Below are 15,054 nucleotides of genomic sequence, written 5' to 3' on the forward strand. Positions count from 1 at the left end.
TTCCAAAGGATGATTCGATGTTCAAAGGACTCTCGTGCCTCATACCCTGCGCCGCTTTGTTTCTTACGGTTGTCTCAACCGCCCATGCCGAATTCGGCGGGCAGGTGTTCACCGGCACCCTGGGCAAGATGCCGATTGTCCTGGAACTGAACACCCGCGACGCGAGCGAAGTGAGTGGTCGCTATTTCTACGAGAAATTCCATCGCGACCTGGAGCTAAGCGGAACGCTACAGGCCAAAACCCTGACGCTCAACGAGGGCAACAATCGCTACGGCGAGAACAAGCCCCTGCCCACCCTGAAGCTGAAACAAACCGCCAACGGCTGGCAGGGCGAATGGAAAAGTTCCAAGGGTAAAACCCTGCCAGTGCAGTTGACCGAGGCCAAACTCCCGACCACGGCGGCGGACGCGTTGCCCTTCATTGCAGCGCTACCGAAAAGCGATCCTTATGAGTACCTGCGCCTGCAAGGGTTGAAGCTCAAGCCTGGCAAGAAAGAAACGTTCATGGGCTACGGTTTGCAATGGTGGAGCGAGCCCGAGTCCAGGGTTTCGCTGTTCAGCGTCGAATCCGGCTACCCGAAGGCTGATCAGGATCGCGTCAATCAACAGCTGCTGGGGCGACTCTGGAGCGAGGCCATCGACTATTACGGCTGCCAGCTGCGGGGCGGGGAGAGTGCCGAGTTCGAACAAGGCGCCACCCCGACATTCCTGTCGCCGGACGTGGTCAGCGTGAGCATCTCCATCGGCTACGATTGCGGTGGTGCGCATCCGGACTTTGGCGATTCACCGCTTAATTTCGACGTTCATACCGGCCAAGTCTTATCGCTGACCGACGTGCTCTGGATTGGCGAGGCGGATAAACCTGCGACGGCAACCATCAGTGACGCACAAGCCAGCGCTCAACGCGACGTCCTGGTGCCTTGGCTGATTCAGCAGTTCTCCGCGCTCTACCCGGATGAAATGAAAAAGCCGGTTGAAGGCGATGAAGACAATTGCGACTTCACCGACGAAAGTGTCTGGGGTTACTCCAACTGGCACTTCACCGCGAAGGGCTTATATCTGGGGCCGTACTTCGCGCGAGCCCAAAGAAACTGCGACGGCCCGGAGTGGCCGGTACTGCCTTACTCGCTGGTCAAACAGCACCCTGGCGCGATAAAACTGGAGTTGCCCAAAGGTTAATCGCTACTCCAACCCCGGCGCTTCCCGAACAATGAAGTGATCCAGATTCTCAATATTCGCACTGAACACCCCGAACGTCTGTTCGGGGTTTTTCTTGCTCGGCACCTGCTTCAACTCCGGCGTCACGCCATAGAAGAAACAAAACAACTCCTTCCCGCTTTCAATGGCGTGCTTGATCTCTTCCAGAAACGCCTTGCGCTTGCGGTAGGTGTCGATCAACTTCTTGCTCAAATAAACATTCACCGAATACGGCTTCTTCTTCGCCTCATCCGCCTGCTTGAACCAGACCTTCTGCTCGAAATCGATGCGAAAGCTCTGGGTGTAATCCTTGATCTCCTTGATCTTGCCCCAGTAAATCAGCCCCTTGTTGTCCGTCAGGTATTCAATCTTCTTGAAGAACGAGCCATAAGGCGCCGTATGCTCGCCAATCTTCAGCGGCATGCGCTTGAGCAACTCCTTGTCCTCGAAGTTCGACACAAAACACTCCACCGGATGGGCGAACACACTGGTCTTGTCCGGCGCCGACTCGCGGGTTGGGTGTTCCGTATGGCTGTCCGCGGTAATGGGGCTTACGTCATCCCTTAATACATCCGCCGCCACCGCCGGGCTCGACGGCTTGCGCACATACTCACGCCGAGTCAGTAACAATTCCGACGGGAAATGCTCCTCGCGGCTGTCATCCGTTTCCGCACCGTCCACCTCAAGCCCCGACGCCGGCGTCCTCAAACTGACATAAGGACAATCCGCCACATGCCGCGTGCTGGGCGTGTTCTTGAAGTGCGGGGTGCGAACGTAATTCACGTTTTTGGCGTTGAACGTCGTCAGCACATTTGCCGCATCGAAGGCCGCTCTGCAGGCGTCATTGGGACATTGGAAGTGTTCCTTGGCGGAATCGAACTCCATCGTCTCGTCAAAATTCAAATCCCGCACGTCATAGATCGACAGCTTGTCGTCGAGGCTGAGGCAGTAGGCGAGGTCGAATTTCATGGTGGGCTCGGGTCCTTGAGTGGGGGAGGGTATTAATAGCGGGAGGTGCGGAGGGTTGCACTGACTGTTTTCAAAACGCCGCAAAATCTGTGGCAAACCACTAAACCTGTGGGAGCGCGCTTGCTCGCGAATGCCTGCATCAACGCATTGGCCAAGCCTGGCACAAACCCCCTCGCCACAGATTTCACCAGGCTCAGTTATTCGACTTTCAACCGTTTCACCTTCTTATAAAGCGAAGCAGTGAATTCATCCCGGTCGCTCGAATGGTGACAACGACGATGACAATTCGGGCACAGTGCCACAGCATTCCTCGGTCGATCCGAGCCTTCCTGCGCCAAATGCTTAACGTGATGGACCTCAAGAAATGGGCGACCATCCTTCTCAAACGGAGCAGGTTCTCCACAGCCCTCGCATTTACCTTCAGCCTGCTGGCGAACCCACGCTCTCACTTCAGGATCGCGAACATAAGACTTTCCGCTGGACTGAGTTTGCTCGGGTCGCTCAATCCCTTTCGGCTCATCTTTAAGGGGGTGTCGCTCAAGTTTGGACGCTCGTTGCTCCAGCGTTGCCTCGTCTGCCGTCGGGGCAAAATCTTCGGGCGTCAAAGGGCTTGGAGCGTTGAGCGCTTCGCGAATGCTACGCGCAACATTCGCGCCGACATTCTGTGCGGGTTTGTAGCCCTTAATAGGCTCTCGACCCAACTCGGCCATGATCGTAGAAATGTTCTGCATTCGAAACTCTACTGAGCTCTTAGTGCGGCCTGCTAAGACGCCTTCGCGTAGAACACGATTTTCATGGGCCTTATTGAATGGCTGGCCGTTCTGCTCACGGGACCACATGCTGAGATAGGAATCGACCGCAGCCTGAATCTCCGCGTCACTCCAATCACCTTTGCTCTTTTCCGTATCCATACAATCGCCGAGGGTTAAAAACCCTCGGACGATACTGAGTGGCCATTACGACTGTCTACGAAAATTCCTACAGAAAAGACTGACGTATCGTTCAAGCGATCCTACGAAGACACCGCCGCACTAACCCACCGATTGCTTCGAAGACTGAAACACCTCCAAAACCTTCCGCCACCAAGGCTTAACCACTGGTACCCGTCGCCGCGTGCGATTCAGCAACAGATAAGGCATGTCCCGCAGCCGAATCCAGCCCTCATCCTGCCAATGCAACAGACTCAACGACATCTCCGGCCAATCCAACAAACTCAACATCGGTCGATCAGCGTTCTTCGATGGCAGGGCATCACGCAAGGCCGGCACCACTTGATGAGTCAACCATTCACGCAACAACCGATTTCCCGGCGCGTAGTGATAGACCAACAACGCATAGACGCCGGACTCGCTCAGCATCAGCCTTTTCTCAGGTTGGCCGTGATAGTCAATTAGCAGCGTCTGCCGCTGATCCTCATCCAGTTTGCTGACCACTCGATCATTCAGATGAAACCCCATCAAACGACCGAGATCGCGAGCGCAGAACCATGGTTGGTTTTCCAGGAGGAGGGCGTGAAGGTTGAGATTTTGGCGGATGAAAACCATGGGGATAAACGGATCAGACATGACCGTTCACCAAAGAAGTCGGGAAGCAGGTGGGTTTTTGTGTGGGCATATCCATTACCTCTACGAATGAATTGGATAGAGCCAGACCCAACGTAGAGGATGTAAGAAGTCCCAACAGGCGGTCTTTTCCACACAAGTCCGTGTTTATGTCTTCAAGACAACACGCGGTTCTGTGTGAATAAGTCAGCTTCTACGTTGGGCGTTTCTTAGGCACCTGGATTGAGCTTAGAGGTGCATTGACTTGGCATCAATCGGGAAAGAGCTGGAAGTGTTGTAGGAGATTTAGCGAAGTGATGTAGGGACGAATAAGGCTTTCTTTTCGGCAATAAAAAGCCCCGATCAGATCGGGGCTTTCAGGTTTTCGATTAGCCTCAGGAGTTAATCCCAGCTAAGCGCACCACCGGTTTGGTATTCAATAACCCGCGTCTCAAAGAAATTCTTCTCTTTCTTCAAGTCCATAATCTCGCTCATCCAAGGGAACGGGTTAGTCGTCCCTGGATACTCTTCCTTCAACCCAATCTGCGACAAACGCCGGTTAGCGATGAACTTCAGGTAGTCCTCCATCATCGCCGCGTTCATGCCGAGTACGCCGCGAGGCATGGTGTCGCGAGCGTATTCGATCTCAAGTTGAGTGCCCTGCAGAATCATCTGCGAAGCCTCTTCCTTCATCTCAGCATCCCACAAGTGCGGGTTTTCGATTTTGATCTGGTTGATCACGTCGATGCCGAAGTTCAGGTGCATGGATTCGTCGCGCAGGATGTATTGGAACTGCTCGGCGACGCCGGTCATTTTGTTGCGGCGGCCCATGGAGAGGATTTGGGTGAAGCCGCAGTAGAAGAAGATGCCTTCCAGAACGCAGTAGTAGGCGATCAGGTTGCGCAGCAGTTCTTTGTCGGTTTCGACGGTGCCGGTTTCGAACTTCGGATCGGAGATCGAGCGGGTGTATTTGAGGCCCCAGGTGGCTTTTTTCGCGACCGATGGGATCTCGTGGTACATGTTGAAGATCTCGCCTTCATCCATGGCCAGCGATTCGATGCAGTACTGGTAGGCGTGGGTGTGGATCGCTTCTTCGAACGCCTGGCGCAGGATGTACTGGCGGCATTCCGGGTTGGTGATCAGGCGGTACACGGCCAGGACCAGGTTGTTGGCAACCAGGGAGTCGGCGGTGGAGAAGAAGCCGAGGTTGCGCATGACGATGCGGCGTTCGTCGTCGGTCAGGCCTTCCGGGTCTCTCCAGAGGGCGATGTCGGCGGTCATGTTGACTTCTTGCGGCATCCAGTGGTTTGCGCAACCGTCCAGGTATTTCTGCCAGGCCCAGTCGTACTTGAAAGGTACGAGTTGGTTGAGGTCGGCGCGGCAGTTGATCATGCGCTTTTCGTCGACGGCAACACGGGCGGAGGCGCCTTCGAGTTCGGCCAGGCCTTCGGCAACGTCGAGGTTGTCCAGGGCAGCCTTGGCACGGGCGATGGCGGCGGAGTCGGAGGCGGTCACGGCGCGCGCTTCTTGGGCGGCAACGCCACCGGCGGTGTCGAGGCGGTCCATGTTGGCTTCAGTCGCGTGGCCGGCGTTGGCGCCTTTTACGGCTACTTCGCCCGTGTCTTCTTTGTCGAATTCGTCCCAGCTCAGCATGACGTGTCGTCTCCTGCGTGAGGGCCAGTTGCCCGTGTGATGGTTTTTCACACGGTCGTACTGACCGCGTTGGATCTAAAGGAATCGTTTTTTGCAGCAGCTATACGCAGGCATCAAACAGAATTTTGTCCGGGTTCCGAAGCCACTGATGGGCGCAGAGGAGTGAATCGCTTCTGCGTGGGGCTTCAGACTGGCTGCTTATCCCTGTAAGGGAATATTGCAGGCCCGTTTAAGGCCGCATTATAGGGAAAAAAACAGGGCTGTGGTGCGACGAAATGGCACTGATATCGGACGGCGGGGGAGGTTTTTTGGTCGGAGCGAGGGTTTACAGGGCTTTGGGCTGGGTATCGCGGGGCAGATTTTTTTTCATTAATTTTAGCGCGTTGGTTTTTTTGCTCAAAAAATAGCCAAAAAACCGGTTTTTCACTACATGTTGTGTTTTGAAGCGCTTTTCGACGGCTCCAGACACAACTGAGCCCGACCGAAGTCGGGCAGTGATGATTCAGCCAAATGTCAGCTGAAAGTCGCCGAGTTGGTGCGTTCGAAACCGTCGGCAGCGAAGGTCGCCGAACCGGTTTTGTCGTAGCCGTCTTCAGCAACGGTGGCGGAACCGGTGCGGTCGTAGCCATCAGCAGCAACAGCGGCAGAACCGGTGCGATCGTAACCGTCAGCGGCAACAGCGGAGCCGGTACGGTCAAAACCATCAGCAGCGAATGCGCTACCGGCCAGTACGGAGAGGGTCAGGGCGAGGATCAGTTTGGTTTTCATGGTGGTGGCTCCAGGTTCGTTGGCGTTTTGTGCCTTGGGTGTGGAATTCATACTACGCCAGTGAATTTGATTAAAAAGCGCAAATAACCGCACTAAACAATCGTATATATCGATGTATTACGGTCCGGCGCTTCATCTGCCTGAAAGAGCGGGCGGGTGGGTCGAACCGTTAAGGGGAGTGCGGGAAGATCAGCCGTTAGAGCAGCCGTTACCCATGACGCTATAACGCAGGATGTGGCGTTGGCCTTTGGAGTCGTCGTATTCCATTTTCATCGGAACAACTTCGCACACGTTGGGGATTTCGCTCATGGACACTACGTTGGCGATGTCCAGGTGGGTGGAGTAAGTGTATTCCTCGACTGCCGGTTGTTGCTGCGCGACATCAGTCGGGACCTCGTCTGCCATGGCGGTTGCGCACAGGCTGCTGAGGGCCAGAACTAATAAAGCTTTCATTTCAGTTTTACCTTTCTAAAGTCGTGAGGGGTCACGCAATCTTTTTGGGATTGCGTGTGGAACTTCAGTACTGGGTTGTTTGATTAACTGCCTTCGTGGGGGCTGCAACTTGTTAATCAGGGTTGCCTTGTTGGCGAGGCTGATTTTAGGCGTGGGGGGTGGATTCATATACCCGTGGTTTTGATAAACACCTTTCGCGAATTCCGTAACAATCCCTTGGAAGATCAAAAGATCGCAGGCTGCGCCAGCTCCTGCGGGGGCGGGGAGGCCCGGATTGCGCGGGTTTGACCCACAAACGGGGGTAACCACGACGTTTTGTAGGGGCTTGTTACTACCATCGTCGAATGGTTCTATAGGCCCGGCCCGGCTACAACAGAGCCATACAAAAACAACTATTCCACCGAGGTAAGAAAGATGAGTGCGGCTTCTTTGTATCCCGTTCGTCCCGAGGTAGCAGCCAATACGCTGACTGACGAGGCCACCTATAAGGCCATGTACCAGCAGTCGGTCGTCAATCCGGACGGCTTCTGGCGCGAACAGGCCAAGCGCCTCGACTGGATCAAGCCTTTCACCACGGTGAAACAGACTTCCTTCGACGATCACCATGTCGACATCAAGTGGTTCGCCGACGGCACCCTGAACGTTTCCTACAACTGCCTCGACCGTCACCTGGCCGAGCGCGGCGATCAAATCGCGATTATCTGGGAAGGGGATGACCCGGCCGAGAGCCGCAACATCACCTACCGCGACCTGCACGAACAAGTCTGCAAGTTCGCCAACGCCCTGCGCGGCCAGGATGTACACCGTGGCGACGTGGTGACTATCTATATGCCGATGATCCCCGAAGCCGTGGTCGCCATGCTGGCCTGCACCCGGATCGGCGCGATTCACTCGGTGGTGTTCGGCGGCTTCTCGCCGGAAGCCCTGGCCGGTCGCATCATCGACTGCAAATCCAAAGTGGTGATCACGGCCGATGAAGGCGTCCGTGCCGGCAAGAAGGTCCCGCTCAAGACCAACGTCGACGACGCGCTGACCAACCCGGAAACCAGCAGCATTCAGAAAGTCATCGTGTGCAAGCGCACCGGTGGCAACATCAAGTGGAACCAGCATCGCGACATCTGGTACGAAGACCTGATGAAAGTGGCGGGCAGTGTTTGCGCGCCAAAAGAAATGGGCGCCGAAGAAGCGCTGTTCATCCTTTATACCTCCGGTTCCACTGGCAAGCCGAAGGGCGTGCAACACACCACCGCCGGTTACTTGCTGTATGCGGCGATGACCCACGAGCGCGTGTTCGACTATCGCCCGGGTGAAGTCTACTGGTGCACCGCCGACGTCGGCTGGGTCACTGGCCACAGCTATATCGTCTACGGTCCATTGGCCAACGGCGCGACCACGTTGCTGTTCGAAGGCGTGCCGAACTATCCGGACATCACCCGGGTGGCGAAGATCATCGACAAGCACAAGGTCAACATCCTCTACACCGCGCCAACCGCGATCCGCGCGATGATGGCGTCGGGCCAAGCCGCTGTTGAAGGCGCTGATGGCAGCAGTTTGCGCCTGCTCGGTTCTGTGGGTGAGCCGATCAACCCGGAAGCGTGGGACTGGTATTACAAGAATGTGGGCAAGTCCCGTTGCCCGATCGTCGATACCTGGTGGCAGACCGAAACCGGCGGCAACATGATGAGCCCGCTGCCGGGCGCTCACGCCCTCAAGCCAGGTTCTGCAGCGCGTCCGTTCTTCGGTGTGGTGCCGGCGTTGGTCGACAACCTGGGCAACATCATCGAAGGCGTCGCTGAGGGCAACCTGGTGATTCTCGATTCGTGGCCAGGCCAGGCGCGCACGCTGTATGGCGACCATGACCGCTTCGTCGACACCTACTTCAAGACCTTCCGTGGCATGTACTTCACCGGCGACGGCGCTCGTCGTGACGAAGACGGTTACTACTGGATCACCGGTCGCGTGGATGACGTGCTCAACGTTTCCGGTCACCGCATGGGCACGGCCGAGATCGAGAGCGCGATGGTTGCGCACCCGAAAGTCGCCGAGGCTGCCGTGGTTGGCGTCCCGCACGACATCAAGGGGCAGGGCATCTATGTGTACGTCACCCTTAAAAATGGCGAAGAGCCGACCGAGCAATTGCGTCTGGAACTGAAAAACTGGGTGCGTAAAGAGATCGGCCCGATTGCTTCGCCGGATGTTATCCAGTGGGCGCCGGGGCTGCCGAAGACGCGTTCGGGCAAGATCATGCGCCGGATCCTGCGCAAGATTGCCACTGCCGAATACGACGGGTTGGGGGATATTTCGACCCTGGCGGATCCGAGTGTGGTGCAGCATTTGATTGATACGCATAAGACGATGAACGTCGCGTAAGCCGCGTTCAGCGACATTGAAGCCCTGCCAGGTGTTGAGCCTGGTGGGGTTTTTTATTGTTGAAGACCTGATCGTTCCCACACTCCGTGTTGATCGTTCCCACGCTCCGCGTCACTAGTGTTGATCGTTCCCATGCTCCGCGTGGGAATGCATCCCGTGACGCTCTGCGTCACAGCGTCAACGGCGGACGCGGAGCGTCCATGGCGGCATTCCCACGCGGAGCGTGGGAACGATCAGCAGGTGGGCCAATAATTATCGGCTTCGCCTGTAGGCCATTTCCCACTGTTACCCACACCCATGAATGTGTCTGAATGTGTAACCGCCCCCACCGATTCGGGGCGTAGGGAAACGCAAAGCCCCATTTCAGGGCCTTTCAAACACCCATGAAAAATAAGACACAACGCTGCGCTTGCCGGATTAGAAGGCTTTGCCAATAATAGGCCCGCAATTTGCAGCATAGATCGGTTCACAATCTTTTGCTCTTGCATGAATTTGCAAGGCTGTCAACGTGCCCAAGCGGCTTTCTCAGTGCATCTGTAATTAGTTGTCGCATTGAAGAAATATCGGCTTCGGGCCTGTCGTTAGAATGCCGATCACTCGCTCGTCGTTGCTCGCGTTGAAATCAGCGCGGGTTTTCCAGGACGCAGCACCGCTTTTACGTTTAACCCATTCGCATATTGGGCTGTCGCTCACTCTGCCGTTTTTGCCCTTTACCGATGGAGTCCCAAGATGAAGAAACTTGTGCTGCTTGGCGCCCTGGCACTGTCCGTGCTGTCCCTGCCGACCTTCGCCGATGAAAAGCCTCTGAAGATCGGTATCGAAGCGGCGTACCCTCCGTTCGCCTCCAAGGCACCGGACGGCAGCATCGTTGGTTTCGACTACGACATCGGCAACGCCCTGTGCGAACAGATGCAGGTCAAGTGCGTCTGGGTCGAGCAAGAGTTCGACGGTCTGATCCCGGCACTTAAAGTGCGCAAGATCGACGCGATCCTGTCGTCCATGTCGATCACCGAAGATCGCAAGAAGTCCGTGGACTTCACCAACAAGTACTACAACACCCCGGCGCGCCTGGTCATGAAGGCCGGCACTCAAGTCAGCGAAGGCCTGGCTGAGCTCAAGGGCAAGAACATCGGCGTACAACGTGGTTCGATCCACGAGCGTTTCGCCCGCGAAGTCCTGGCCCCGCTGGGTGCCGAGATCAAGCCGTACGGTTCGCAGAACGAAATCTACCTCGACGTGGCCGCCGGCCGCCTCGACGGCACCGTGGCAGACGCTACGCTGCTGGATGACGGTTTCCTGAAAACCGACGCTGGCAAAGGTTTCGCCTTCGTAGGCCCGGCCTTCACCGACGTCAAATACTTCGGCGACGGCGTGGGTATTGCCGTTCGCAAGGGTGACGCGCTGAAAGACAAGATCAACACCGCGATCACTGCCATTCGCGAGAACGGCAAATACAAGCAAATCCAGGACAAGTACTTCGCCTTCGATATCTACGGCAAGTAACCCGTCCGAGCGACAAGTCCGAAATGGCGCAAGCAACAGGATCTCTGAGGTTTGCGCCATTTTTTCATCCCAACTTTCGAGGACCTGAATCATGTTGAAAGGCTACGGGGCTGTCATCCTCGATGGCGCATGGCTGACGCTTCAGCTCGCCTTGTCGTCCATGGTCCTGGCCATTGTTCTGGGCCTGATCGGCGTTTCGCTGCGTCTGTCCCCGATCCGCTGGCTGGCCTGGCTGGGCGACCTGTATTCCACGGTGATTCGCGGGATTCCCGACCTGGTGCTGATCCTGCTGATTTTCTACGGTGGTCAGGACCTGCTCAACCGCGTCGCACCGATGCTCGGCTTTGACGATTACATCGACCTGAACCCATTGGCCGCCGGTATCGGCACCCTGGGCTTCATCTTCGGTGCGTACCTGTCGGAAACCTTCCGTGGCGCCTTCATGGCGATTCCCAAGGGTCAGGCCGAAGCCGGCATGGCTTATGGCATGAGCAGTTTCCAGGTGTTCTTCCGGGTGTTGGTGCCGCAGATGATTCGCCTGGCGATTCCGGGGTTCACCAACAACTGGCTGGTACTGACCAAGGCTACCGCGCTGATTTCGGTGGTCGGTCTGCAAGACATGATGTTCAAGGCCAAGCAGGCGGCCGATGCCACCCGCGAACCTTTCACCTTCTTCCTCGCAGTGGCGGCGATGTACCTGGTCATTACCAGTGTCTCGTTGCTGGCATTGCGTCACCTTGAGAAGCGCTACTCGGTAGGCGTAAGGGCGGCTGATCTATGATCTTCGACTACAACGTCATTTGGGAGGCCCTGCCGCTGTACCTCGGCGGCCTGGTGACCACCCTCAAATTGCTCGCGCTGTCGCTGTTTTTCGGTCTGTTGGCGGCGTTGCCGCTGGGGCTGATGCGCGTGTCCAAGAACTCCGTCGTCAACATGAGTGCCTGGCTGTTCACCTACGTGATCCGCGGCACGCCGATGCTGGTTCAGCTGTTTTTGATCTACTACGGTCTGGCGCAGTTCGAAGCGGTGCGCGAAAGCTTCATGTGGCCGTGGCTGTCCAGCGCCACGTTCTGTGCGTGCCTGGCCTTCGCGATCAACACCAGCGCCTACACCGCCGAAATCATCGCCGGCAGCCTGCGTGCGACGCCGAACGGCGAGATCGAAGCGGCCAAGGCCATGGGCATGTCCCGCTACAAGATGTACAAGCGCATCCTGCTGCCGTCGGCCCTGCGCCGGGCGCTGCCGCAGTACAGCAACGAAGTGATCATGATGCTGCAGACCACCAGTCTGGCGTCCATCGTGACCCTGATCGATATCACCGGTGCCGCGCGCACGGTCAACGCCCAGTATTACTTGCCGTTCGAGGCGTACATCACCGCCGGCGTGTTCTACCTGTGCCTGACCTTCATTCTGGTGAAGATCTTCAAACTGGCCGAGCGCCGCTGGCTGGGCTACATGGCCCCGCGGAAGCACTGATATGGAACGCATCGATCATTCATTGCCGTGGAGCCACCTGGGCAGCGAACGCCAGATTTCGGTGTTCCGTTTCGGCAAGGGCGAGCGCAAGGCCTACATCCAGGCCAGCCTGCACGCCGATGAACTGCCGGGCATGCGTACCGCCTGGGAGCTGAAAAAGCGCCTGACCGAACTCGAAGCCCAAGGCTTGCTCAACGGCGTGATCGAACTGGTGCCAGTGGCCAACCCTCTGGGCCTCGGTCAACTGCTGCAAGGCAATCATCAAGGGCGTTTCGAAGCGGGCAGCGGCAAGAACTTCAACCGGGATTTCGTCGAGCTCAGCGCGCCAGTGGCCGCGGCGGTGGACGGGCATCTGGGGGATGATCCTCACGCCAATATCCATTTGATCCGCCAGGCCATGAGCGACACCTTGGCCGCGTTGCCTCCGGCTGCCAGCCAGTTGCAAGGCATGCAGCGCATCTTGCTCAGCCATGCCTGCACCGCCGACGTAGTGCTGGATTTGCATTGCGATGCCGAGGCCGCGCTGCACATGTACGCCTTGCCGCAGCATTGGCCGCAATGGCGTTCGCTGGCTGCGCACCTGGATGTGAAAGTGGGGTTGCTGGCGGAAGATTCCGGCGGCAGTTCCTTCGATGAAGCCTGTTCACTGTCGTGGCTGCGTCTGTCGCGGCTGTTCCCGGACGCGCAGATTCCACTGGCGTGCCTGGCGACCACCATCGAGCTGGGCGGGCAGGCCGACACCGGTCGCCCGCAAGCCGAATTCCACGCCGAAGGCATTCTGGCGTTCCTCGCCGAGCAAGGTCTGATCAGCGGCGAATGGCCGAAACCGGCGCAGGAAGCCTGCGAAGGCGTGCCGTTCGAAGGCACCGAATTGCTGTTCGCGCCGCACCCTGGCGTGGTGAGCTTTTTGCGCAAGCCCGGTGAGTGGGTGGAAGCTGGCGACGAGATTTTTGAAGTGATCGATCCTTTATCCGATCGGGTCAGCACGGTGTGTGCTGGTACGTCCGGGGTGCTGTTTGCCATTGAACGGCTACGTTATGCCCAACCCGGTTTCTGGCTGGCCAAGGTGGCGGGGCGCGAAGCGCTGCGTCACGGGCGCTTGCTCAACGACTGACTGACTGTTTTTGTGAGAACCGACCGCATGTACAAACTTGAAGTCCAAGACCTGCATAAACGCTATGGCAGTCACGAAGTGCTCAAGGGTGTGTCCCTGAAAGCGGCGGCTGGCGATGTGATCAGCATCATCGGCTCCAGTGGCTCCGGCAAAAGTACTTTCCTGCGCTGCATCAACCTGCTTGAACAGCCGCACGCGGGCAAGATCCTGCTCAATAACGAAGAGCTGAAACTGGTTTCGAACAAGGACGGCGCGCTGAAGGCTGCCGACCCGAAACAGCTGCAGCGCATGCGTTCGCGCCTGTCGATGGTGTTTCAGCATTTCAACCTGTGGTCGCACATGACCGCGCTGGAAAACATCATGGAAGCGCCGGTCCACGTGCTCGGCATGACCAAGGCCGAAGCCCGCGAGAAAGCCGAGCACTACCTGAACAAGGTTGGCGTGGCCCATCGCAAAGATGCTTACCCGGGCCACATGTCCGGCGGCGAGCAGCAGCGCGTAGCGATTGCCCGTGCGCTGGCGATGGAACCCGAGGTAATGCTGTTCGACGAACCGACTTCGGCTCTGGACCCGGAACTGGTCGGCGACGTGCTGAAAGTCATGCAGGCCCTGGCGCTGGAAGGCCGGACCATGGTGGTGGTGACCCACGAAATGGGCTTCGCCCGTGAAGTGTCGAACCAACTGGTGTTCCTGCACAAAGGTGTGGTTGAAGAAAGCGGCAACCCGCGTGAAGTGCTGGTCAATCCACAGTCCGAACGTTTGCAACAATTCCTCTCGGGTAGCCTGAAGTAAACCGAACTCCCGTTGCGCACCCTGTAGGAGCTGACGAGTGAAACGAGGCTGCGATCTTTTGATCTTGATTTTTACAATCAAAAGATCGCAGCCTCGTTTCACTCGTCAGCTCCTACAGTGGGGGGTGACAAGCCTGCTCTTGTAGGGTTTCAAGATTTGCGTTCATTTTCGGGCTAGCATTGGCCCATGCCTTTAATACTGTTTTCGCTTCGGATCGCCCGCCCATGACTGCCCATCGAATTGGTTTCCTGATTTGGCCCAGCACTAAAGCTCTGACGCTTGCGCTGGCTGAGGAGGCCTTGCGTGTTGCCCAGCGTGTGCATCCGGACGTTGTCTATGAACTGTCGTTCTTGCAGGCCGAACCGCCGACCGAAGGCGCCTGGCAATTACCGGGTGAGCCGTGGGCCGGCAAGCTCGAAAACTTCCAGAAACTGTTTCTGCTCGCCGATGAGCCGCCGACCGCACTCGCGCCGGCCCTCAGCAGTTCGCTCAAACAACTGGTGCGCGCCGGTTGTGTGATCGGTGGGTTGTCCGCCGGTGTTTACCCGTTGGCGCAACTGGGTTTGCTCGACGGTTATCGCGCTGCCGTGCACTGGCGCTGGCAGGATGATTTCGCCGAACGTTTCCCGAAAGTCATCGCCACCAGTCATCTGTTCGACTGGGATCGTGATCGCCTGACCGCATGCGGTGGCCTGTCGGTGCTCGACTTGCTGCTGGCGGTATTGGCCCGCGACCACGGCGCCGAACTGGCCGGTGCAGTCTCGGAAGAACTGGTGGTCGAACGCATCCGCGAGGGTGGCGAACGTCAACGCATTCCGCTGCAAAACCGCCTCGGCTCCAGCCATCCGAAGCTCACCCAGGCGGTGTTGCTGATGGAAGCCAACATCGAAGAACCCCTGACTACCGACGAAATCGCTCAGCACGTGTGCGTGTCCCGTCGGCAGTTGGAGCGGATCTTCAAGCAATACCTCAACCGCGTGCCGAGCCAGTACTACCTGGAACTGCGCCTGAACAAGGCGCGGCAGATGTTGATGCAAACCAGCAAGTCGATCATCCAGATCGGCCTGTCCTGTGGCTTCTCTTCGGGGCCGCATTTCTCCAGCGCCTACCGCAATTTCTTCGGCGCCACGCCGCGGGAAGATCGCAACCAGCGGCGTAGCAGCAGCCCGTTCGAATTGTCGTCGGTGCCCTCGGAACGCGGTTGATTTCACTCCGCAGC

General features: G+C 57.4%; 14 protein-coding genes. 8 read left to right on the forward strand and 6 right to left on the reverse strand.

Features of this window, described 5'->3' with window-relative positions:
• Positions 1-17 precede the first annotated feature (17 nt).
• The gene (locus HKK53_RS28420; protein WP_169373509.1) at positions 18-1,178 is read left to right on the forward strand and encodes a hypothetical protein; all 1,161 of its coding nucleotides are present in this window, start codon (positions 18-20) and stop codon (positions 1,176-1,178) included.
• Between the two features lie 3 nt (positions 1,179-1,181).
• Here the strand turns inward: HKK53_RS28420 and HKK53_RS28425 are convergent, their stop codons facing one another.
• The 6 genes from HKK53_RS28425 to HKK53_RS28450 all read right to left on the reverse strand — a co-directional run bounded on the left by HKK53_RS28425 (position 1,182) and on the right by HKK53_RS28450 (position 6,580).
• Complete coding sequence (locus HKK53_RS28425) at positions 1,182-2,165, reverse strand: hypothetical protein (RefSeq protein WP_169373510.1); 984 nt, start codon at positions 2,163-2,165, stop codon at positions 1,182-1,184.
• A 197-nt stretch (positions 2,166-2,362) separates the two neighbouring features.
• Positions 2,363-3,076, reverse strand: coding sequence for an HNH endonuclease (locus HKK53_RS28430; RefSeq protein ID WP_169373511.1), 714 nt, complete (start codon positions 3,074-3,076; stop codon positions 2,363-2,365).
• A 120-nt stretch (positions 3,077-3,196) separates the two neighbouring features.
• Entirely contained in the window at positions 3,197-3,730 is a 534-nt protein-coding gene (locus HKK53_RS28435) for a BRO-N domain-containing protein (RefSeq protein ID WP_169373512.1), read from the reverse strand.
• Between the two features lie 378 nt (positions 3,731-4,108).
• Positions 4,109-5,359 (reverse strand): ribonucleotide-diphosphate reductase subunit beta, encoded by a 1,251-nt coding sequence (locus tag HKK53_RS28440; RefSeq protein ID WP_169373513.1) that lies wholly within the window; start codon positions 5,357-5,359, stop codon positions 4,109-4,111.
• 513 nt (positions 5,360-5,872) lie between these two features.
• Complete coding sequence (locus HKK53_RS28445; protein ID WP_169373514.1) at positions 5,873-6,127, reverse strand: hypothetical protein; 255 nt, start codon at positions 6,125-6,127, stop codon at positions 5,873-5,875.
• Positions 6,128-6,316: 189 nt separating this feature from the next.
• On the reverse strand, positions 6,317-6,580 hold the full coding sequence (locus HKK53_RS28450) for a DUF2790 domain-containing protein (protein WP_169373515.1): 264 nt from the start codon (positions 6,578-6,580) through the stop codon (positions 6,317-6,319).
• 414 nt (positions 6,581-6,994) lie between these two features.
• Between HKK53_RS28450 and acs the strand changes: the two genes are divergently transcribed.
• From acs to argR, 7 genes are all read left to right on the forward strand, one after another.
• Positions 6,995-8,950, forward strand: a complete 1,956-nt coding sequence (gene acs / locus HKK53_RS28455; RefSeq protein ID WP_169373516.1) for an acetate--CoA ligase — start codon at positions 6,995-6,997, stop codon at positions 8,948-8,950.
• 729 nt (positions 8,951-9,679) lie between these two features.
• Complete coding sequence (locus tag HKK53_RS28460; protein ID WP_109519960.1) at positions 9,680-10,453, forward strand: ABC transporter substrate-binding protein; 774 nt, start codon at positions 9,680-9,682, stop codon at positions 10,451-10,453.
• Positions 10,454-10,544: 91 nt separating this feature from the next.
• Positions 10,545-11,234: an ABC transporter permease gene (locus tag HKK53_RS28465; protein WP_123407311.1), complete on the forward strand. Its 690-nt coding sequence runs from the start codon at positions 10,545-10,547 to the stop codon at positions 11,232-11,234.
• Positions 11,231-11,929, forward strand: coding sequence for an ABC transporter permease (locus tag HKK53_RS28470; RefSeq protein ID WP_169373517.1), 699 nt, complete (start codon positions 11,231-11,233; stop codon positions 11,927-11,929). The genes HKK53_RS28465 and HKK53_RS28470 overlap by 4 nt, the downstream gene beginning before the upstream one ends.
• Position 11,930: 1 nt before the next feature.
• On the forward strand, positions 11,931-13,043 hold the full coding sequence (locus tag HKK53_RS28475; RefSeq protein WP_169373518.1) for a M14 family metallopeptidase: 1,113 nt from the start codon (positions 11,931-11,933) through the stop codon (positions 13,041-13,043).
• Positions 13,044-13,070: 27 nt separating this feature from the next.
• On the forward strand, positions 13,071-13,835 hold the full coding sequence (locus HKK53_RS28480; RefSeq protein WP_123407318.1) for an ABC transporter ATP-binding protein: 765 nt from the start codon (positions 13,071-13,073) through the stop codon (positions 13,833-13,835).
• A gap of 224 nt (positions 13,836-14,059) precedes the next feature.
• Positions 14,060-15,040, forward strand: coding sequence for a transcriptional regulator ArgR (gene argR / locus HKK53_RS28485; RefSeq protein ID WP_054044763.1), 981 nt, complete (start codon positions 14,060-14,062; stop codon positions 15,038-15,040).
• Positions 15,041-15,054: the final 14 nt, after the last annotated feature.

The sequence above is a fragment of the Pseudomonas sp. ADAK7 genome (genome assembly GCF_012935675.1).
Lineage (GTDB): Bacteria > Pseudomonadota > Gammaproteobacteria > Pseudomonadales > Pseudomonadaceae > Aquipseudomonas.

Coding starts and splice junctions, on each gene's coding strand:
- HKK53_RS28420 (WP_169373509.1), top strand. CDS start 18: ATGTTCAAAGGACTCTCGTGCCTCATACCCTGCGCCGCTTTGTTTCTT.
- HKK53_RS28465 (WP_123407311.1), top strand. CDS start 10,545: ATGTTGAAAGGCTACGGGGCTGTCATCCTCGATGGCGCATGGCTGACG.
- HKK53_RS28430 (WP_169373511.1), bottom strand. CDS start 3,076: ATGGATACGGAAAAGAGCAAAGGTGATTGGAGTGACGCGGAGATTCAG.
- HKK53_RS28475 (WP_169373518.1), top strand. CDS start 11,931: ATGGAACGCATCGATCATTCATTGCCGTGGAGCCACCTGGGCAGCGAA.
- argR (WP_054044763.1), top strand. CDS start 14,060: ATGACTGCCCATCGAATTGGTTTCCTGATTTGGCCCAGCACTAAAGCT.
- HKK53_RS28445 (WP_169373514.1), bottom strand. CDS start 6,127: ATGAAAACCAAACTGATCCTCGCCCTGACCCTCTCCGTACTGGCCGGT.
- HKK53_RS28460 (WP_109519960.1), top strand. CDS start 9,680: ATGAAGAAACTTGTGCTGCTTGGCGCCCTGGCACTGTCCGTGCTGTCC.
- HKK53_RS28435 (WP_169373512.1), bottom strand. CDS start 3,730: ATGTCTGATCCGTTTATCCCCATGGTTTTCATCCGCCAAAATCTCAAC.
- HKK53_RS28450 (WP_169373515.1), bottom strand. CDS start 6,580: ATGAAAGCTTTATTAGTTCTGGCCCTCAGCAGCCTGTGCGCAACCGCC.
- HKK53_RS28440 (WP_169373513.1), bottom strand. CDS start 5,359: ATGCTGAGCTGGGACGAATTCGACAAAGAAGACACGGGCGAAGTAGCC.
- acs (WP_169373516.1), top strand. CDS start 6,995: ATGAGTGCGGCTTCTTTGTATCCCGTTCGTCCCGAGGTAGCAGCCAAT.
- HKK53_RS28470 (WP_169373517.1), top strand. CDS start 11,231: ATGATCTTCGACTACAACGTCATTTGGGAGGCCCTGCCGCTGTACCTC.
- HKK53_RS28425 (WP_169373510.1), bottom strand. CDS start 2,165: ATGAAATTCGACCTCGCCTACTGCCTCAGCCTCGACGACAAGCTGTCG.
- HKK53_RS28480 (WP_123407318.1), top strand. CDS start 13,071: ATGTACAAACTTGAAGTCCAAGACCTGCATAAACGCTATGGCAGTCAC.